Here is an 18,681-nt window from a genome sequence, read left to right on the forward strand (position 1 = left end):
TCGCCTCGAGTCGAGTGGGCGATACTGGGATCGAACCAGTGACCTCTTCGGTGTGAACGAAGCGCTCTCCCCCTGAGCTAATCGCCCGTTGTGCAACGCACCAGCCTGGGGTGGACTGGAGTGCGCGATACTGGGATTGAACCAGTGACCTCTTCCGTGTCAGGGAAGCGCTCTCCCGCTGAGCTAATCGCGCTTGCTGCTGTGCAACGTGTCGTAAACATTAGCGGATGCCTCGGCGACGTCGCACGGGGGGCCCGGTTTCGGGGACTTCGCTGGTCACTGTCCTGCGTGGACAGTCATGCGCACGCCTTCGGCCAGGCGGTAGGGGCGGGTGTCGACGATGGCGCCGAGCAGGCGGCGCAGGCGAGACACCTCGGCGCGGACGGTGACCAGGTGTTCGGCGTCTCCGTAGAGGGCGTGGCTGAGCGCGACCGCCGACAGGCCGTCGCGGCCGGCCTTTTCCAGGCGGACCAGGATTTCCGCGTGGCGTTTGGTGATCGGGCGGCGCCAGCCGGTGTCGCCTGCTTGGAGGCTCAGCAGGGGTGCGGGCGTGAGGTCGAGGTCGAGTCGGACGGTGCGCGCGGTGTCGGCGGGGCGGACGAGCCAGCCGTCGGCGACGGGTTCGGGGAGGCAGGCTCCGAGGCCGGGGACGGCGACGACCTGGCCCGCTTGAGGGGCGGCGATGCGTTCGCCCGCGGAGACGCCGACGCTGTGCGCGACCCAGCCGTCCTCGTCGACGACCAGGGCGGGGCCGGAGGAGAGGACAGGTTCAGCCATTTGGCGCAGTCGTTCGAGGCGCTGGCGGTGGGTGCGCCACAGTTGCGATTCGGCCAGCCGCTTGCCGGTTTCGACGAGGGCGCCGATGGCGGGGTGGAGGGTGAGCGCGGGGCCGCTGACGTCGATGACGCCGAGCAGTTCGCCGGTGCGCGGGTCGTGGATGGGCGAGGCGGTGCAGTACCACGGGTGCTGGTTCTGCTCGAAGTGTTCGCCGGCGAGCAGTTCGATCGGGGCGGCTTCGGCCAGCGCGGTGCCGATCGCGTTCGTGCCGACGCGGGATTCGGTCCATTCGGAGCCTTCGGTGAAGCCCAGCGTGTCCGCCTTGCGCCGGATGGCGGACGAGCCTTCGCGCCACAGGATGATGCCGTCGGCGTCGGTGACTACCAGCAGCATGTGCGCCGAATCGGACGTCGCGCCGACGACCTGGCGGAGGTCTTCGATGACGTGCCGCAGCGGGGAGCCGTGCCTGCGGCGTTCGACCTCGTCGCCGGGCACCGAATCGCGGGCGTTCATCCCGTCGGCGGTGAGGCCGAGGCTCAGCACGCGGGACCAGGAACGCGAGACCAGCGGACGCGGCGGCACCGCGGGACGGCTGCCGCCGATGACGGCCTCGTGCATGCGGACCAGGTCGCGGGCGTGGGTGGGCAGGTTGCGGCCCGGAGGCACCGCACTGTGCACCACCACAGTCACCTCCCGCACCGTCGCGCTAGCCGCCCAGCATAGGTGACCTGCGCCGATGTTTCCACGTACCGGGCGCGTGCAACACGCTGCAACCCTTGCCGCACCCTTCGCCGGAGGAGTGTGATCGGCGCTACACCCACGACAGCGACGTCCGAGGAGTAGCGATGACACAGACAGTCGACCGGATCGCGGAGGCGAGCACGCCGCAGGCCCGGGTCGAGGACTGGCTGGCCCGGTTCGAGGCCGCGCTGGCCGCTCGCGACATCGAGGCTGCCTCGGCGTTGTTCGCCGTCGATTCCTATTGGCGCGACTTGGTTTCGTTCACCTGGAACCTCAAGACCGTCGAGGGCCGCGACGGGATCGCCGGCCTCCTCGGCGGCTGTCTGGAGACGACCGATCCGAGCGGCTTCCGCACGAGCGAACCGGCCACCGAGGCCGGCGGGGTCACCGAGGCGTGGATCGAGTTCGAAACCGCCGCCGGACGCGCGAAAGGGCATCTGCGGCTGAAGGAAGAAGGCGCGTGGACGCTGCTCACCAGCCTGCGCGAGCTGAAGGGCTTCGAGGAGTCGCAGCGCGAACGGCGGCCCAAGGGCGTCGAGCACGGCGTGGTCCGCGGCCGCCGGTCGTGGGCGGAGAAGCGGGCCGAGGAGCAGGAGACGCTCGGCTACGGCCGGCAGCCCTACGTCGTGGTGATCGGCGGCGGGCAGGGCGGGATCGCGCTCGGCGCCCGGCTGCGCCAGCTCGGCGTGCCGTCGCTGGTGGTGGAGCGCAACGACCGGCCCGGCGATTCGTGGCGCAAGCGGTACAAGAACCTCTGCCTGCACGACCCGGTCTGGTACGACCACCTGCCTTACCTGCCGTTCCCGGAGAACTGGCCGGTGTTCGCGCCGAAGGACAAGATCGCCGACTGGCTCGAGATGTACACGAAGCTGATGGAGGTGCCGTACTGGACGCGTTCGGCGGTCACCTCCGCGGTGTGGGACGACGACGCGAAGCAGTGGCACGTCACGGTGGACCGCGACGGCGAGCAGGTGGTCCTCACGCCGCGGCACGTCGTGTTCGCGACCGGGATGTCCGGCAAGCCGAACCTGCCGTCGTTCCCCGGCATGGACGAGTTCGAGGGCGACCAGCACCACTCGTCGCAGCACCCCGGCCCGGACGCGTACGCGGGCAAGAAGGCGGTCGTCGTCGGCTCGAACAACTCGGCGCACGACATCTGCGCGGCGCTGTGGGAGCACGGCGCGGACGTGACGATGGTGCAGCGTTCGTCCACGCACATCGTGAAGTCGGATTCGCTGATGGACCTCGGCCTCGGCGACCTGTACTCGGAGCGCGCGCTCGCTGCGGGCGTCACCACCGAGAAGGCCGACCTGATCTTCGCGTCGATCCCGTACCGGATCATGCCGGAGTTCCAGATCCCGGTGTACCAGGCGATCCACGAACGCGACAAGGACTTCTACGCCCGGCTCGAGGCGGCGGGCTTCAAGCACGACTGGGGCGACGACGGCTCCGGCCTGTTCATGAAGTACCTGCGCCGCGGCTCCGGCTACTACATCGACGTGGGCGCGTCGGAACTCGTCGCCAACGGCAGCATCAAGCTCGCGCACGGCCAGGTCGACCACCTGACCGCGAACTCGGTGGTGCTGTCGGACGGCACGGAGCTGGAAGCCGACGTGGTCGTCTACGCGACCGGCTACGGCTCGATGAACGGCTGGGTCGCCGACCTGGTCGGCCAGGAGACCGCGGACAAGGTCGGCAAATGCTGGGGACTGGGCTCGGAAACGACGAAGGACCCGGGCCCGTGGGAGGGCGAGCAGCGCAACATGTGGAAGCCCACCCAGCAGGAGGGATTGTGGTTCCACGGCGGGAATCTGCACCAGTCGCGGCATTACTCGCTGTATCTGGCGCTGCAGTTGAAGGCGCGCTTCGAAGGGCTTGAGACGCCGGTGTACGGGCTGCAGGACGTGCATCACCTGTCTTGAGCCCGGGAGAAAACCCGGTGGCTGCCTCGGCGGTCACCGGGTTTTTTCGTGCAGGCCAGCCAAAAGCACGCGCATTCCGTCGGTGAACTCGGTTTCCGGATCGCTTCGCGCGGCGGCTTCGGCGATCTCCCGGAGCCCGGCGAACTCGTCGTGATCCAGTTCCGCGATCCGGTCGGCGGTCTCGGCGGAGTCCGCGTCGCGCGACAGCGGACCAGCCAGTTCGGCCTGGGCGAAGCCGGCCACGAAGGCGGACACCGTGCGGAACGCGACCAGCAGCTCGGTCCCGGATCGTCCGCTCCGGACCAGCGCCCGGACCAGCGCCTCGGCCGGCCGCAGGGTCGGCAGGTCGAAACTGCGGCGGGTCAGAATCAGCGGGATGGCGTGCGGATGCGCCCGCACCGCCCGCCACATTCCCTCGGCGACGGCGTGGACGTCGGCGCGCCAGTCGTCGGACGGATCCGGCCAGGTCGCCGACGCCATCACCGCTTCCGTGACGAGGTGTTCCAGCCCGTCCCGGCCGTCGACGTAGTTGTAGATTGTCATCGGCCCGGTGCCGAGTTCGGTCGCGAGGCTGCGCATGGTCAGGCCGTCCAGCCCGGCGGCGTCGACCAGTGCGAGCGCGGCGGCCTGCAGCCGTTCGCGCGTGAACTTCCGCGGTGCGGGCATGCTTCTCCTTGATTAAGTACAAGGTACGTGTTTAAGCTAAGTTCACGTACAACGTACTTGATGGAGGGATCGTGCGCACTGCTTTCCGTTCCGGCCGCGACCAGTGCGCGGCCTGGCTGACCCTCCCGGACCGGGCGGGTCCGCATCCGGCCGTCGTGCTCGTGCACGGCGGCGGCGCGACCCACGAGATGATGCTCGGCCAGTACGAAACCTGGTTCTCCGCGGCGGGTTTCGCCGTGCTGGCGTTCGATTTCCGGCACCTCGGCGAGTCCGGCGGCGAGCCCCGGCAGCTGGTCAGCCAGCGCCGGTACGCCGAGGACGTCGACGCGGCGCTGGCGTTCGCCCGCTCCCGGCCGGAGATCGACGCGGGCCGGATCGCGTTGTGGGGCACGTCGTTCGGGTCCAGTCACGTGCTCGCCGCGGCGGCGCGGCATCCGTCGCTGGCCGCGGCGGTCGTGCAGTGTCCGGTGTTCAGCGGCCGGGCCGTCGTCGCGCGAGCCGGGCTGCGGCACCTCGCACGCTTCACCGGGCCGATCGGGTCGGACCTGGTGCGGTCCGCGTTGCGGCTGCCGCGCCGGTACGTTCCGCTGGTCGGCCGCCCGGGCGAGCTGGCCTTCGTGAATCAGCCCGGAGCGTTGGCGGGCTGGGAATCGGTGACGCCCGAAGGCGATGAGTTCGACAACCGGATCACCGCCGCGTCCGGGCTGGACATGGTGTTCTACAACGCCGCCGCGCAGGCCTCGCGGGTGCGGTGCCCCTTGCTGATCTGTGCTTGCGACCGCGAAAACCTCATCGATCCGTCGATCGCCGCCGCGGTGGCCGAGGACGCGCCGCGCGCCGTGCTGAAGCACTACGATGCGGATCACTTCACCGTCTACCATCCGCCTGTGGTCGAAAAGGTCGTCGCGGATCAGCTCGACTTCCTCGCCGTCCACCTGACCCAGTGAGGACGAGCGATGACGCGTATCCACGACCTGCTCCGCACCGCCCCGGCGGACGCCGTCGGCTGGACGGCCGGGTCCCGGGACCTCCGGTTCGGCGAGATGGACGCCTGGTCGGACCGGATCGCCGCCGATTTCCTGCGGCGGGGCGTGCGGCGCGGCGACCGGATCGCGGTCAACGGGCGCACCACGCCGGAGTGGCTGGCGGTCTACTTCGCCGCGGCGAAGATCGGCGCCGTAGTCGTCGGATTGAGCCCTCGGTACCGGGAAACCGAATTCGCGCACATCCTGAACGATTCCGGCGCGCGTCTCGTGGTGACCGAACCTTCGGCGGGCGACGTCGATTTCCTTGCCCTGCTGGGAAACCTCGCGCTGCCGGGCGTTTTCGCGGCGACTTTCGCCGAAGTGGGCACGGCGGAACCGGACGCCGACGCGCTGGCCGCTGCTTCGGCGGCAGTCGAGAAGGACGACCCGGTGATGATCATCTACACCTCCGGCACCACCGGTCGTCCCAAAGGCGCGACGCTGACACACCGCGGCCAGTTGGCGTCCGCCGCCGCGGAAGCCGATCACCTGCAGTTGAGCGCCGACGACGTGTTGCCGGTAGCCGTTCCGCTGAACCACGTCAGCGGCATCACTTGCTGCATTCTGTCCGCGTTGGTCGCGCGCAGCCGGACGGTGCTGCTGCCGTCCTTCGACGCCGGTGCCGCCGCTGATCTGTTCCGGACGGCTGGCCTCACGATGTGGGTCGGTGTGCCGACGATGCACACGCTGCTGCTGAACCACGAGCGTTTCGCCGGTGTGGACACTTCGGCGATCCGCGTGGTCGTCACCGGTGGTGCGAACGCGGAACCTGCTTTGCTGCAACGCCTTACGGCTGCGTTCCCGAAGGCGACCGTGATGAATCTGTACGGGCTGAGCGAGGTGTCCGGTGCCGTGGTGATGACGCCGTGGAATGCCAGCACGGAAGCGACTGAACGCTCGATCGGCGTCCCTTTCCCCGGCGTGGAAGCGAAAATCGCGTCCCCGTCCGGAGAAGCGCTGCCGATCGGCGAAACCGGCGAATTGCTGTTCCGGACCCCGTCGATGATGGCTGGCTACCACAATCTGCCGGAGGAAACCGCCGCGGCGATCGACGCGGACGGCTGGCTGCACACCGGCGACATGGCCCGCGCGGACGAGGACGGTTACCTGACGCTGCACGGCCGTGCCAAGGACATGTTCGTCCAAGGCGGATTCAACATTTACCCGGTCGAGGTGGAGAACGTCCTCGCCGCGCATCCGGGGGTGCTGCTGGCGGCCGGGGTCGGCGTGCCCGATCCGGTGCTGGGGGAGATCGGCCGGTATTACGTTGTCCCGGCAAAGGATTCGGCTGTCACCGAGGCGGAGCTGAAGGAGTACTGCGCGGCGCAGGTGGCGGATTACAAGGTCCCGCGCCAGATCGTGCTCCGCGACAGCCTGCCGCTGACGCCGTCCGGGAAGGTGCAGAAAGCGGCGCTGCGCGCGGAAAACGGCTAGTGGTCAGGCGTTCGCCTCGACCGCTTCCTGGATCACCCGCGCGGCGTCGGCGAACGCGTCCGGATTCGGCCCGGCGTAGTTGAGCCGGATGAACCGTCCGGTCGGCTCGGCGGGGAACCATTCGTCGCCAGGGCCGATCACCACGCCGGCGGACTCGCAATCGCGGACCACGCGCGGCAGGTCGACCGTGCCGGGCAGCCGCGCCCAGAGGTTCAACCCGCCCTGCGGCACGGATTCCACTTGCACCGCGGGCGCGTGCTCGCGGAGACCGGCGAGCAGGAGGTCGCGGCGGGTCTTGAGCTGGTGCCGGACCCGGCGCAGGTGCGTGCGCCAGGCGGGCTGGGTCACGACGTCGAGCGCGACGGTCTGCAGCACCGTGCTGACGTACATCGATTCCGCCAGCGTGTCGACGAGAATCCGGTCGCGTGCCGGGCCGCGGGCGATCAGCGCGGCGACGCGGATCGCGGGGGAGACGCTCTTGGTGAGCGAGCGGAGGTAGACCACGTGGCCGTCGTCGTCGCGGCCCGCGAGCGGCTGCGGTTCCGCGGTGATGCCGAAATCGTGCGCCGAATCGTCCTCGATCAGGAAAGCACCGTGCCGGCGGACGGTGTCGAGGACGCGGTCGGCGAGATCGGGTTGCCACAGCGCGCCGGTCGGGCTGGCGAAGCTGGGCTGCGCGTAGAAGGCCCGCGCGCCGGTTTGCTCGAACGTCCGGTCCAGCGCGTCGGGATCCGGTCCGTTCGGGCCGCTCGGCACCGGAACCACCGCGACGCCCGCTTTCGTCGCCGCGAGGATCGCGCCCCAGTACGTCGGGGATTCCAGCAGCAGCGGCTGCCCCGGCCCGACCAGCGCGCGGAAGGCGGTGACCAGGCCGCTCTGGCTGCCCGGGGTGATCACGACGTCTCGCGGGTTCACCGGCGCGATCCCGGCCGGGGTCGCCGAGCGCAGTTCCGCGGCGAACCAGGCCTGCAGTTCGGGAACGCCCGCGGTCGGTGGCCGTCCGACCAGCGCTGCCGTTCGCGCTGCCCGGGAGAACGCGCTCCGGACGAGCCGCTCCGGCAACAGCTCCGGGTCGGGGTAGCCGGAATGAAGCGCTACTGTCCCCGTGGAGACCGATTGCAGCGATGCGGGCTGTTTGAGCGGCCCGTGCCCGGGCGTGCCGAGCGCCGCGGTCTGCCAGCCGTAGTCGCCGGACCCGGTGGCGGGCGCGGCGCGGACGAACGTGCCGACTCCCGGCAAACTCTCCACCAGTCCCTGGGAAGACAGGCTGCGCAGTGCTTTCTGGACCGTCACCGGACTGGCCGAATACCGCGCGACCAGCTCCCGCGACGACGGCAGCTTCGCGCCCGCCGGGGCGGTGGCGATCCACTCGCGCAGTGTCGAAGCGATCCGGGAGCTGCTATCGTCGGACATGAAACTGAAGGATAGCGCTACTCTCCCGGCGGCACCGGCGCTACCCCGGGCCGGTCTCTGGTGGGGCCTGCTCGGTGTCGTGGCGTTCTCGTTCACCGTGCCGTTCACCCGGGTCGCGGTGGAAAACGGCGGCCTCTCGGCGATGTTCATCGGCTCCGGGCGAGCAGTGGTCGCCGCGGTGCTCGCGAGCGTCGCGCTGATCGCCACCAAACAACGCCTCCCGCGCGGCACGCAATGGTTCCGCCTCGCCGTCGTCGCGGGCGGAGTGGTGATCGGCTTCCCGATGCTGACCTCGTACGCCCTCACCACAGCCTCCGCCAGCCACGGCGCCGTCGTCATCGCACTGCTCCCCGCCGCGACGGCGGTAGTGGCGGTGCTCCGCACGCGCGAACGCCCGCCTGTAACCTTCTGGGCCCTGGCCGCCGTCGGCGCCGTCGCGGCGATCGGCTTCGCCGTCCTGCAAGGCGGCGGTCTCAGCGGACTCCAATGGTCGGACGCACTGTTCTTCGGCGCGGTACTGGCCGCCGCGGTGGGTTATGCGGAAGGCGGATTGCTCGCGCGGGAATTGGGCGCCTGGCAAACGGTTTCGTGGGCACTGGTGGTCGCCTCGCCGTTGATGGTCGCGTTGACCGTCGTGTCGGTGGCGAACCACCCTCCACATGCGACAGTGGGCGAGTGGGCCGCTTTCGCCTATTTGGCGGTGGTGAGCATGTATCTGGGCTTCTTCGCGTGGTACCGGGGGCTGGGACTCGGGCCGATGACCCGGGTCAGCCAGGTGCAGTTGGTGCAGCCAGTGCTGAATCTGGCGTGGGCAGCGGTCTTCCTGGGCGAGGAACTGACCTGGCAGACCATGCTGGGCGGGCTGGCGGTGATCGTCTGCGCGGGGAGCGCGGTGCGGGTGCGGACTGCTCGGGGTTAGGCCCAGTAGTCACGGTCAGGAGGCCGAATCCAGCCGTCGGGCGGGCCCGGTGCGGCGGTCAGCTCTCGGCTTTCGTCGGCGGTCGCCATGTTCTTCATTTAACAACAACGGTTGCAAAACGCTAACCGTTGTTGTTAAGTTGGCGGCATGAAAGCAGTGCGCTTCGCAGCCTATGGCGGTCCCGAAGTCCTTGAGCTGGACGAAGTCCCCGAACTCCACGCCGGACCCGGCCAGATCCGCGTCGCCGTGCGGGCGGCCGGCGTGAACCCGCACGATTGGCGCACTCGCGAGGGCCAGTTCCAGCGGATCCGCCCGATCGAACTGCCCTCCGGCGTCGGCCAGGACGCCTCCGGCGTGGTCGACGAGATCGGCGAAGGCGTCACCGGCATCGCGGTCGGGGACCCGGTGCTGGGCCGAGGCTCGAATACCTACGCCGAGTTCGCCGTGCTGAATTCCTGGGCGCCGTTGCCGTCCGGGCTGACCTTCGCCGAAGCGGCCGGATACCCGTCGGTGGTCGAGACGGCGCTCCGCGTCCTCCGGCTGGTGGGTGTCCAAACTGGACAGACGCTGCTGGTGAGCGGCGCCGCGGGCGGAGTTGGGTCGGCGGTGCTGCAGGTCGCCCGGGACCGGGGAATCAAGGTGATCGGCACGGCCAGCGCCGCGAATCAGGATTACGTGCGCGGCCTGGACGCCATCGCGACCACCTACGGCGAGGGCTGGGTCGACCGGGTGCGCCAGCTCGGCCAGGTCGACGCCGCCCTCGACCTCAACGGCACCGGCGTGATCCGCGGCCTGCTGGACCTGACCGGGGACCCGGACAAGGTGATCACGATCGCCGACCTGGAGGCCCCGATGCTGGGCATCCGGTTCGCCGGGACGGGCGGGAACATGCAGGAAGCCCTGGCCGAGACCGTCGACCTGATCGAGCGCGGCAAACTCCACATCCCGGTCGACAAGTCCTACCCGCTGGCCGAAGCTTCGGCGGCGCACGCGGACAGCCAGGCAGGACACACCCGCGGACGGCGGGTTCTGCTGGTCTGACTATTGCTCAACCGGCGATGCGCCGCACCTCGCCCGCGATCACCCGGGCGAACCGTTCGTGTGAGGGCACGCTGAAGTGCGTCCCGTCGGCTCCCGTCTCCGCCATGGTCGCCGCGTCGACAAACGTCGCACCGCGCGCCGCCGCGAGTTCCGCGAGCGGTCCGGCCAGTTGTAGCGCTTTCGCGGCCGATGTCGCGTCGTAGAAGGCTCCGTTGACGTCGGCGAAGTCCGGCGCGGTCACGTCGATGTGCGGCGGCGACACCAGCACGACCTCGGGTGCGCGTCCGGCATCCGTCCTCCCGTGCGCGGCCACGTCGTCCAGCAGTCCGGCGATCGCGGCGACCACTTCCGCTGCCGTTCGCCCGAACTGGATCTTCAAGTCGTTGGTGCCGAGCATCAGCACGACGACGTCGACCGGGTTGTGGCTCAGCAAAGCGGGCAGGAGGTAGGTGCGTCCGTTGCGGCCCGGCCGGTTCATCGATTCCGGGTAGTCGAGGTCGGTGGTCCGGCCGCCGAGGCCCTCCTCGAGCACGTGGTATCCGCCGCCGAGGAGGGCCGCCAGCTGGCCGGTCCACCGGATGTCCGCGGGCCACCGTCCCTTGTCCGTTTCCTCGGAACGCTGGCCGTAGGTGTTGGAATCGCCGTAGCAGAGCACGCTGATCATGCAGCTGCGCAACGCTATCGCCGGGCTGTTATTCCCGGGCGAGGCGCGCCGAGCACCTGCTCCAGATCAGCCGCGACGCGGAGCAGGAGATCGTCGCGGTGGTGCGGAGCGACGAGCTGGACCGCGCATGGCAGGCCGTCCGGGCTGAGACCGGTGGGGACGCTGATCGCGGGATTGCCGGTGTCGTTGAACGGCGCGGTGAAGGCGATCGGGATCGTCCGCCGCTGGACGTCAGGGCCTTCCGCGGGCCAGGCGGTGGTCGGGGTGGTCGGGGTGAGGAGCAGGTCGCAACGGTCGAAGAGTCCGGCGGCCCAGCGGTCGAGCTGCCCGCGGTGTTCCCAGTAGCGCGAGAGTTCTGCTGTGGTGACGGAACTTCCGTGGTCGAGGAGGTCCGCGAACCAGGGCTCGAACCGGTCGCGGTGCGCGGAGAACTCCTCGGCGACCGCGGCGAACCGCTGGTAGGCAAGGACTTTCTGGCGCAGCTGGACGGCGGCCGGGAAGTCTTGAGCGTGCGGATGGGCGATTTCGTCCTCCACGACGTCATGGCCGAGTTCTCGCAGGACCTCGATCGTGCGGTCGAGCGCGTGCAGCACCGCCGGTTCGGGCTCGGCGACGCCGAGGGTGCGGTGGACGACGATCCGCAGCGCGGGCGGCCGCTGCTCCAGTCCGTCGACATAGGACTCCACTGGACACGGGAGGGAGTACGGATCTGCCGGGTCGAACCCCGCGGCGAGATCCAGGTGCAGCGCGGCGTCGCGCACCGTGCGGGTCATCGGCGTGAGACAGCTGTGCTGCGTCCAGGACGGAATCGCGGCCGGGCCGTGGGGAATGCGGCCGCGGGTCGGCTTGAACCCGACGATGCCGCAGAGCGCGGCGGGGATCCGGGTGGAACCGCCGCCGTCGCCTGCCGTGGCGAGGGAAACCAGTCCGGCGGAGACGGCCGCGGCGGCCCCGCCGCTCGAACCGCCCGGCGACTTGTCGAGATTCCACGGGTTTCGGGTGATGCCAAAGGCTTCGTTGTGGGTCGCGATCGCGGCTCCCATCGGGGGAGCGTTAGTCTTGCCGATCACGATGGCCCCCGCCGCGCGCAGCCGGGCGACGTGGACGCTGTCGGAGGCGGCGGGCGGAGCGTCGCGGAAAGCTTTGGTCCCTCGGGTGGTGGGGAAACCCTCGGCGTCTTCGAGGTCTTTGACCGCGATCGGAAGTCCGGCGAGCGGCCCGGGCTCGGCTCCGTGCGCGAGCCGGTCGGTCAGCGCCGTCGCCTCGTCGAGCGCGCGTTGGGGGTCGAGCGACACGACCGCGTTGAGGTCACCGTTGATCGACGCCACGCGGTCCAATGTGTGGCGCATGAGTTCGAGCGGCGAGAGTTCGCGAGCGCGGATCATTGCGGCGAGTTCGGTCGCGGTGGCGAAGGACAGGTCGGTCACGCGTGCTCCTGAGCCGGGCTGGTCGCTGGGCGGATGTTGGACGCTGGGGAAAGGCCGATGCGCGCGGCGTCGCGTTGCGGTCGGATGGCGAAAGCGGCGTAAGCGCCAGTCAGCACCATGATGGCGGCTCCGACGGCGAAAGCGGCCGGATAGCCGTAGTGGTCGATGAGGCTGCCGGTGACCGCGGGCGCGATGATCCCGGGAAGCGTGCTGATCGCGACAGCCAGCCCGAAAACCGTGCCCCGCTGCCGGACGGGCACGAGTTCGCCTGCCGTCAGGTACCCAAGAGGATAGGCGAGGCTGCCCGCCGCGAACGCGATCATGATCAGCACGACGCGCAGGCCGTCCGACGTCGTGAGGGGGAACAACGCCATACAGACGCCGGCGAGCGCGACCGCGATCCCTTGCGTGGCACCGCGGGCCCACCGGCTCGAGACCCCGCGCCGGACGAGCCGGCCGGTCGCCGGGACGACGGTGAGGATGAGCACGATGCTCAGCGCGGCGTGCAGGCTGATCACCGTCGCCGAGGTCTTCGGGCCGAATCCGGCTTCGGTTTGCAGGTACGCGGGCAGCCAGGACGAGCCGAGCGCCAGCGACCAGTAAGCGCCGAAAGCACTGGCGAACCCGCCGAAAACCGTGCCGTTGAGCAGTAATTTGCGGTACGGGACACGTGCTGGTTCGGTGTTCGTGGCAGCCGCCGTCGGTGCGGCGTACGGCCCGTCGTGCCCGATCGGCAGCCACACGAGCGCCCAAAGTCCGGCGACCACCGCGAGAACGACGAACGCGGCCCGCCATCCGTAATCGGTGATGATCCAGGTGAGCAGCGGCGCGGCGACGAAGATGCCGGCCGAGCCGCCGGTGAGCTGCAGCGCGGTGGGCAAACTGCGGCGCTCGTCGGGAAACCATTTGTACAGTGCGTGCATGCTCATTCCGGACGCCGGGCCTTCGGCGGCGCCGAGCAGGACGCGGCTGGCGAACAGCGTCGGCACCGCGGCGAACACGAGCACCGGCACCTGCGCGACGGCCCAGCACACCGCCAGCGCGAACAGGATCCAGCGGCTGGCGACCTTCGCGGAAAGCAGTCCGGCGGCGAGACTGGTGATGCTGAACAGCAGGTAAAAACTGCTCGCCAGCAGGCCGTAGGTGCTGTTGGACAGGTGCAATTCGCGCATGATCGGCACCGCGGCGAGCCCGAGCACCGCCTTGTCCGCGAAGTTGATGACCATGAAGACCGCGATGAGCGCGGTGACCGCCCAGGCCCGGCGGCGGATCGACCGGGGCGCATCCGGGGACGGCGGCGCTGCGAAAGGCATGATCGGCTCCTTTGCCGGAATCAGATGACGCCGTCGCGGCGGAGGGTCGCGAGGTCGTCGTCGCGCAGGTCGAGCAGCTGGCGGAGAACGTCGTCGGTGTGCGCGCCGAGGCTGGGCCCGAGCGAGCTGATGCGTCCCGGGGTGGCACTCAGCCGGGGGATCGGCGCGGCCATGGAAACCGTGCCGTGCTCCGGGTCCTCGACGTCGACGATGGTGCCGCGCTCGCGGTAGTGGACGTCCGCGGCGATGTCGGCGATCGTCATGATCGGCGAGGACGGGATGCCCGCGTCGTTGAACACCCGCGTCGCCTCGTCCGCCGGCTGCTCGGCGACCCAGCCGGCGATGATCGCGTACAGCTCGTCGGCGTGCTCGGTGCGAGCGGCGCGGGTGGCGAACCGCGGATCGGCGGCCAGTTCCGGCCGGCCGATCACCGCGGCGAGCCGGCGGAACAACGGGTCGGTGCCGGCGTGGACGGAAATCCGCCGTCCGTCGGCGGTGTCGAAATCGCTGGCGGGCACCACGTGCGGATTGCGGTTGCCCATCCGACGGCGCACCCGGCCGTTCGCCGAGAAGTCGAGCAGCGCGTCCTCGACCGCGCGGAACCCGGCCTCGTACAGGCCCAGATCCACGACCTGGCCGTTGCCTCCGTTGACGTCCCGCTCGTACAAGGCGACCATCGCCGCGAAAGCGGAAAGGTACGCGCCCATGTAGTCGATCACCGCGTAGCCGGACCGGACCGGAGCCCGCCCGGGTTCGCCGCTGACGTCGGTCAACCCGGCGAAGGCGCTGGCGATCCGGTCGAACGCGCCCCGGTCGCGGTAGGGGCCTGACAAGCCGTAGCCGGTCAGGTACACCAGCACCGCGCGGGGATTGAGCGCCTGCAGCGTTTCAGGGTCGAGGCCCCACTTCTCGAGCGTCGGCGGGCGGTAATTGGTGATCACGACGTCGAAGTGCGGCACCATCCGGCGCACGAGGTCCTGTCCGGCGGGCTGGCGCAGATCCACCGTGACCGACTTCTTGTTGCGGCCCTCCTGCAGCCACTGCAACGACCGGCCGCCCCGCTCGGCGGCCCGGCCGCGAGTGAAATCGCCGCGGCCCGGTTCCTCCACCTTCACCACCTCGGCGCCGAAATCGCCGAGGAACGTGGCCGTCACCGGCGCGGCCAGCACCGTCGCCACGTCCAGCACCCGCACGCCCCGCAACGGCAGCTCTGCTTCCACCACAACTCCCAACGAAGTGTTATTAACGAAACGTTGGTAACGAACCGTATAGAGTGGCCCGAGGCACAACAAGGCGTACTGACGAGTAACTTACGAGGGGACGGCGTGACCGAGCAGCCGAGCACCGCACCAACCCGACGCCGGCGGCGCAGCCGCGAGGAGACGAAGGCCGATCTGCTCGCCGCCGCCCTGCGGCTCCTTCGCCGCGACGGCGTGCTCGCGGGAATCAACCTCCGCGAGGTCGCCAAGGAGGCGGGCGTCAACCATGGGCAGATCTACGTGTACTTCGGCAGCCGCCAGGCACTGCTGCGCGCGGCGATCGCCCAGATGCTCGAACAAGACCGCCTTGACCCGAGCACACACTGGGAACAGCCCTTCGCTGAACGACGGCGAGCGATGTGGCACTGGGCGCTCCGGCAGCCGGACCTGGTCAAACTCGAAGCGCTGCTCGCCCTCGACGAGGACCCCGAACTAACCCCGTTCCCGGCGCTGGACCTCACCCGCCGCGCCCTGGAACGAGACAAGAGCGACGGCAGCCTCCCCGCCGACGCCGACGGAGAAGTCATGCACGCCATGACTGCCGCCGCCTACTTCGGCTACTGCATCTTCCGCACGGCGTTCGCCCGGGACCTCGATGTGCCGCCGGAGGAACTCGACGCCCGGGCGGCCCGGGTCTACGACCAGATGGTGGCGGCGCTGGCCGCTCAGAAACCGGAGGGGTGAGCGGAAAGCCAGTCGGCGTGGCGACGTTTCAGTTCGTCGCGTTCGCCGGTCGTGGGCAGCAGGACGTCGGCACCTCCGTCGTACGGATGGTGCACGCGGTCAAACGACAGGCTGGCGATCATCACGTGGGCGGCGACCTCGTCGGCAACGGCGCGGAGCAGGAGGTCCACCAGCCCCGTACGCCAACGTCGGCGGCCCGCGTAGAGATGGGTGTAGACGATGAATTCCGGGTCGGTTTCACCCTCGTTCGCGCGCACAGTCGTCCAACGCTGGGCACCCGGATTCCAGAGCGCGTGTCGCCCGGACAACTCCGGGGGCTCAGGCGACCCTGACCAGTCGGCCGTGACGATCCAGACCTCCTGCCCGCCGAACAATTCGTCCAGAACCTTGTTGTAGCGGTCGAGCACGATTGCGTACTCGGCGTCGGTGCCGGGATAGCGCTGGGATTCAGGCAGGCTGTGGAAACGCACCCATCGGTCGGGGTAGGCGTGCTTCAGGCCGTCGGGCAGCGGACGGCACTGGGGCCACTGCTCCCGCCACAACGCGGACAGCTTCACGCGGGCTCGTCGACTTGAGGCTCGCTGGCCCCGATCAGGCCGAGAATCGGCGCGGGCACGGGATAAACCCGCTCGACCGGCAGTTCCTCCCGCGCAGCATCGAGACGGCCATCGCTGACCTGGCGGTGGACCCACTCCGCGAACGGGGTGATGTCCGTGATCTTGGTGATCCACTGGTCGAGATAGCGGTCGACAGCCTCGCCGGACAGCCCGATCTGGACAGCGCGCCGGTTGAGCGGCGCGAGTGTCACCGATCGGTCCGGATCCCACTGAATCCGCACCGGACTGGCATTTTTGCGCTCAGCCCACTGCTGCTGGCTCGCGTAGGTCCCGGATTCGTAGCTGCTCAGGGCGGCGTGTGCGAGCGCCCATTCGAAGCCGTCCCGGGTGAGCTGGATTTCCAGGATCCGTTCCTGCCCCGGTTTGGCGGCCCACCCGGCCCGGTACATAATCCACAGGAACGAAGGTTTGATCCAGGTCATCCGCTCGCGCTTGAACGGCGCCACGAACGTCTGCGCTTCAACTGCCGCGTCGGCGATTTGCGGTGAGTACGCCTGATAGACGGTGATGGTGTGGTCAGTGAAGCTGGCCCGCACGTCACGGCGCGGCATGTTTGGCGCGTCAGGTTTCGTGGGTGAGCGGTCGGGAATGAGCTGGCCGGGCACGTGCTTGCCTCCGTGGTCGTCAAGTGAGGCTGATTGTGCCTGCTCGCAACGATTGTGTCGCTTGCATTTCGGCTCTCGCGCGGGCTGCTCCGTGTAACGGATTCGCCGCAGCGACGACCTGTTGTTGTCGGAAGAGGAGGTTCGATGACGGACGCGGTGACTGACGAAGTCGCGGCGAGTGATGCTGCGGCGTTCCAAGTTCCCGGAGCTGCGGTGCTCGCGATTGGCGGGGGAGACAACGGCGTGGAGTCGCTCGCCGTGTGGCACGTCAGCGCGGTGGGTGCGCTGACGGGAGCCTGGGTCTCGCCGGTCTCGGAGGTGTTCGGTGCTCGCTCGGCGGCACGGCGCGTTCTGTCGTTCCTCGAACGCCGCGCTGTCGCCGACGTGTATCCGGAGACAGTGCCGGGCTGGTTGGAGCAGTTGACCGCGGCGGCGGATCTTCCGGAGCGGAACGGCTGGTGGAAACGCCAGGAATTCTCGCCGGTCGAAGCGTTCGGGGAGATCGTCGAGCGTCGGCGGAGGTACGCGGGCACCGTCGAAGAGGAACGCGCGCGGAACAAGGCGATTACCGATCTGGAGTGGGTGCACGAACTGTCGGACGGCGTTGAGGTCGGCAGCTTCGAGGAGCTGCGGCGGATTGCCGGGGTGCGCACCGCGGAGGGGAACCCTGTCGTGTCGGAGGCGCTGACGATCGCGCGGACGTTGAGGTGGGTGGCGTCGGTGTGGGCTGAGACTGAGAAGGCGAAGAACCGCCGTCGTTATGTGCGGGAGGCGCACGGCGAGGTGGAACCCTTGCCGCCGAGCTGGCTGAGCGCGGTGCAGGTCGCGAGTGCGACGAGGTTGCCGCTGTGAAGGCCGTGCACGGTTACGCCGTCATCGACACCGAGACCACCGGAATCCTCACCGGCGGATGGCAGCACCGGATCGCGGAGATCGCCGTCGTCCACGTCAGCCCGGACGGCACGATCACCGGCGAATGGTCGACCTTGGTCAATCCGGAGCGTGATCTGGGCCCGCAGAACGTGCATGGCATCCGCGCCGTCGACGCGCGGCGCGCCCCGTTGTTCGGCGAGGTGGCCGGCGATCTCGTGGCGCGGTTGCGCGGACGAGTCGCCGTCGCGCACAACTGGTCGTTCGACGCCAGGCACCTTCGGTCCGAGTTCGAACGCCTCGGCATCGAGACGCCGTTCGAATCCTCGTCGGGCCTGTGCACAATGCGCGCGGCCGGCCGGATCCGCCTGGGTTCTCGGCGCTCTCTGGCCGACTGCTGCGCGGCGGCAGGCGTGCCCGAACGTTCCTGGCACAGCGCGCGTGACGACGCACTGGCAGCGGCCGAACTGCTGGGGTACTTCATCCGCTGTGCGCCGGACGCGGTGATGCTCACCGAAGCGCAGGTGGGCGCCGCGTTCTGGGACTGGCCGCGGATTCCGGTTGGCACCGCGGCTGCGGTGAGGCGCAGCGAACCAGGACACGTGGAACCGCATTTTCTCGCACGGCTGGTAGAGCGGATGCCGCGCGACGAGGAACCTGTCGCCGACGCGTATCTGGCCATGCTCGACGCGGCGCTGCTCGACCGGGACATCTCCTCGACAGAGGGGGACATGCTCGTCGACCTCGCGCACGATCTCGGCCTGGGCCGCAACGAATTGGTCGCACTGCATTTGAGCTATATGCGCGATCTTGCCCGGGAAGCATGGGCCGACGAGGTGGTCACCGACGAGGAACGACACGACCTGCTCACCGTCGCGACGCTTCTCGCGCTCGATCACGTGGTGGTGGACCAAATCCTGGACGAGGAACGCGCGGCGGCCTCTTCCGTTGCGCCTTCCGGCGGCAGACTCGGCGGGCTGGCGCTGAGACCAGGAGACAAGGTGGTGTTGACCGGGAGCATGGCGCGGGGGCGCGAAGAGATCATCGCGCAGGCAGCAGCCGCAGGCGTGAGAGTAATCGGGAGCGTCAGCCGGCAGACTCGCGTCGTGGTGGCGGCAGACCCTGACTCGCTGTCGGGCAAGGCGCGCAAGGCGCGTGAACTCGGCGTTCCGGTGGTGTCGGAAGAGGCGTTCCTGACAGTCCTCGACCGGTTGGCGGAGCCGGTTTCAGCACCGGTCGTGAGGATTGACGATCTGCTCGATCACTGAGGCGGAGGTCTTGCGCCCAGGAGACCCGGGCGCAAG

At 69.3% G+C, this 18,681-nt stretch carries 17 protein-coding genes and 2 tRNA genes; 8 read left to right on the forward strand and 11 right to left on the reverse strand.

The features are described from left to right. Nucleotides 1-15: 15 nt before the first annotated feature. The 3 genes from WA670_RS19655 to WA670_RS19665 form a co-directional block, all read right to left on the reverse strand. Nucleotides 16-87: transfer RNA gene (locus tag WA670_RS19655), tRNA-Val, on the reverse strand. A 34-nt stretch (nucleotides 88-121) separates the two neighbouring features. Beyond that, nucleotides 122-193, reverse strand: a tRNA-Val gene (locus tag WA670_RS19660). A gap of 83 nt (nucleotides 194-276) precedes the next feature. Further along, nucleotides 277-1,461 carry a GAF domain-containing protein gene (locus WA670_RS19665; protein WP_037814121.1) on the reverse strand — a complete coding sequence of 395 codons (1,185 nt, stop codon included), beginning with the start codon at nucleotides 1,459-1,461 and terminating at the stop codon, nucleotides 277-279. Nucleotides 1,462-1,622: 161 nt separating this feature from the next. Between WA670_RS19665 and WA670_RS19670 the strand changes: the two genes are divergently transcribed. Continuing rightward, nucleotides 1,623-3,440, forward strand: a complete 1,818-nt coding sequence (locus tag WA670_RS19670; RefSeq protein WP_134663155.1) for a flavin-containing monooxygenase — start codon at nucleotides 1,623-1,625, stop codon at nucleotides 3,438-3,440. A 33-nt stretch (nucleotides 3,441-3,473) separates the two neighbouring features. On the opposite strand, the gene WA670_RS19675 is transcribed toward WA670_RS19670, so the two are convergent. Further along, complete coding sequence (locus WA670_RS19675; protein WP_238604994.1) at nucleotides 3,474-4,106, reverse strand: TetR/AcrR family transcriptional regulator C-terminal domain-containing protein; 633 nt, start codon at nucleotides 4,104-4,106, stop codon at nucleotides 3,474-3,476. Nucleotides 4,107-4,177: 71 nt separating this feature from the next. Here WA670_RS19675 and WA670_RS19680 point away from each other — a divergent pair, with 71 nt between their 5' ends. Together WA670_RS19680 and WA670_RS19685 are read left to right on the forward strand one after the other, a co-directional pair. Beyond that, entirely contained in the window at nucleotides 4,178-5,053 is an 876-nt protein-coding gene (locus WA670_RS19680; protein ID WP_238604996.1) for an alpha/beta hydrolase, read from the forward strand. A gap of 9 nt (nucleotides 5,054-5,062) precedes the next feature. Continuing rightward, a complete protein-coding gene (locus WA670_RS19685) occupies nucleotides 5,063-6,565 on the forward strand; it encodes a class I adenylate-forming enzyme family protein (RefSeq protein ID WP_336158473.1) in 1,503 nt (500 codons plus the stop codon). Nucleotides 6,566-6,568: 3 nt separating this feature from the next. On the opposite strand, the gene WA670_RS19690 is transcribed toward WA670_RS19685, so the two are convergent. Next, nucleotides 6,569-7,978 (reverse strand): aminotransferase-like domain-containing protein, encoded by a 1,410-nt coding sequence (locus WA670_RS19690; RefSeq protein ID WP_336158474.1) that lies wholly within the window; start codon nucleotides 7,976-7,978, stop codon nucleotides 6,569-6,571. Here WA670_RS19690 and WA670_RS19695 point away from each other — a divergent pair. Together WA670_RS19695 and WA670_RS19700 are read left to right on the forward strand one after the other, a co-directional pair. Further along, complete coding sequence (locus WA670_RS19695; protein WP_336158475.1) at nucleotides 7,977-8,897, forward strand: DMT family transporter; 921 nt, start codon at nucleotides 7,977-7,979, stop codon at nucleotides 8,895-8,897. The two genes, WA670_RS19690 and WA670_RS19695, sit on opposite strands and share 2 nt — an antisense overlap. A gap of 147 nt (nucleotides 8,898-9,044) precedes the next feature. Then, nucleotides 9,045-9,938 carry an NADP-dependent oxidoreductase gene (locus WA670_RS19700; RefSeq protein ID WP_336158476.1) on the forward strand — a complete coding sequence of 298 codons (894 nt, stop codon included), beginning with the start codon at nucleotides 9,045-9,047 and terminating at the stop codon, nucleotides 9,936-9,938. A 7-nt stretch (nucleotides 9,939-9,945) separates the two neighbouring features. On the opposite strand, the gene WA670_RS19705 is transcribed toward WA670_RS19700, so the two are convergent. From WA670_RS19705 to WA670_RS19720, 4 genes are read right to left on the reverse strand one after another with little or no spacing between them, the layout of a single operon-like run. Then, a complete protein-coding gene (locus WA670_RS19705; RefSeq protein ID WP_336158477.1) occupies nucleotides 9,946-10,602 on the reverse strand; it encodes a GDSL-type esterase/lipase family protein in 657 nt (218 codons plus the stop codon). Between the two features lie 14 nt (nucleotides 10,603-10,616). After that, on the reverse strand, nucleotides 10,617-12,029 hold the full coding sequence (locus tag WA670_RS19710) for an amidase (protein WP_336158478.1): 1,413 nt from the start codon (nucleotides 12,027-12,029) through the stop codon (nucleotides 10,617-10,619). Continuing rightward, nucleotides 12,026-13,342 carry an MFS transporter gene (locus WA670_RS19715; RefSeq protein ID WP_238605018.1) on the reverse strand — a complete coding sequence of 439 codons (1,317 nt, stop codon included), beginning with the start codon at nucleotides 13,340-13,342 and terminating at the stop codon, nucleotides 12,026-12,028. The genes WA670_RS19710 and WA670_RS19715 overlap by 4 nt, the downstream gene beginning before the upstream one ends. Nucleotides 13,343-13,362: 20 nt before the next feature. Beyond that, nucleotides 13,363-14,562: a CaiB/BaiF CoA transferase family protein gene (locus WA670_RS19720; protein ID WP_238605020.1), complete on the reverse strand. Its 1,200-nt coding sequence runs from the start codon at nucleotides 14,560-14,562 to the stop codon at nucleotides 13,363-13,365. A 105-nt stretch (nucleotides 14,563-14,667) separates the two neighbouring features. Between WA670_RS19720 and WA670_RS19725 the strand changes: the two genes are divergently transcribed. Continuing rightward, nucleotides 14,668-15,285, forward strand: coding sequence for a TetR/AcrR family transcriptional regulator (locus tag WA670_RS19725; RefSeq protein ID WP_275294724.1), 618 nt, complete (start codon nucleotides 14,668-14,670; stop codon nucleotides 15,283-15,285). Here the strand turns inward: WA670_RS19725 and WA670_RS19730 are convergent. Both WA670_RS19730 and WA670_RS19735 read right to left on the reverse strand, forming a co-directional pair. Beyond that, the gene (locus WA670_RS19730) at nucleotides 15,267-15,842 is read right to left on the reverse strand and encodes a DUF3885 domain-containing protein (RefSeq protein WP_336158479.1); all 576 of its coding nucleotides are present in this window, start codon (nucleotides 15,840-15,842) and stop codon (nucleotides 15,267-15,269) included. The genes WA670_RS19725 and WA670_RS19730 overlap by 19 nt on opposite strands. After that, entirely contained in the window at nucleotides 15,839-16,507 is a 669-nt protein-coding gene (locus tag WA670_RS19735; RefSeq protein ID WP_442893110.1) for a DUF4291 domain-containing protein, read from the reverse strand. The genes WA670_RS19730 and WA670_RS19735 overlap by 4 nt, the downstream gene beginning before the upstream one ends. A 144-nt stretch (nucleotides 16,508-16,651) precedes the next feature. On the opposite strand from WA670_RS19735, the gene WA670_RS19740 reads away from it, so the two are divergent. After that, nucleotides 16,652-17,359 (forward strand): DUF6218 family protein, encoded by a 708-nt coding sequence (locus WA670_RS19740; protein ID WP_336158480.1) that lies wholly within the window; start codon nucleotides 16,652-16,654, stop codon nucleotides 17,357-17,359. Nucleotides 17,360-17,364: 5 nt separating this feature from the next. Next, nucleotides 17,365-18,645, forward strand: a complete 1,281-nt coding sequence (locus WA670_RS19745) for an exonuclease domain-containing protein (protein WP_336158672.1) — start codon at nucleotides 17,365-17,367, stop codon at nucleotides 18,643-18,645. Nucleotides 18,646-18,681: the final 36 nt, after the last annotated feature.

The organism is Amycolatopsis sp. VC5-11, from assembly GCF_037034185.1.
GTDB classification, from domain to species: Bacteria; Actinomycetota; Actinomycetes; order Mycobacteriales; family Pseudonocardiaceae; genus Amycolatopsis; species Amycolatopsis nivea.

Excerpts from the sequence above, each read along its gene's own strand:
- WA670_RS19670 (WP_134663155.1), top strand. The coding sequence starts at position 1,623 with ATGACACAGACAGTCGACCGGATCGCGGAGGCGAGCACGCCGCAGGCC.
- WA670_RS19675 (WP_238604994.1), bottom strand. The coding sequence starts at position 4,106 with ATGCCCGCACCGCGGAAGTTCACGCGCGAACGGCTGCAGGCCGCCGCG.
- WA670_RS19685 (WP_336158473.1), top strand. The coding sequence starts at position 5,063 with ATGACGCGTATCCACGACCTGCTCCGCACCGCCCCGGCGGACGCCGTC.
- WA670_RS19695 (WP_336158475.1), top strand. The coding sequence starts at position 7,977 with ATGAAACTGAAGGATAGCGCTACTCTCCCGGCGGCACCGGCGCTACCC.
- WA670_RS19690 (WP_336158474.1), bottom strand. The coding sequence starts at position 7,978 with ATGTCCGACGATAGCAGCTCCCGGATCGCTTCGACACTGCGCGAGTGG.
- WA670_RS19700 (WP_336158476.1), top strand. The coding sequence starts at position 9,045 with ATGAAAGCAGTGCGCTTCGCAGCCTATGGCGGTCCCGAAGTCCTTGAG.
- WA670_RS19705 (WP_336158477.1), bottom strand. The coding sequence starts at position 10,602 with ATGATCAGCGTGCTCTGCTACGGCGATTCCAACACCTACGGCCAGCGT.
- WA670_RS19715 (WP_238605018.1), bottom strand. The coding sequence starts at position 13,342 with ATGCCTTTCGCAGCGCCGCCGTCCCCGGATGCGCCCCGGTCGATCCGC.
- WA670_RS19740 (WP_336158480.1), top strand. The coding sequence starts at position 16,652 with ATGACGGACGCGGTGACTGACGAAGTCGCGGCGAGTGATGCTGCGGCG.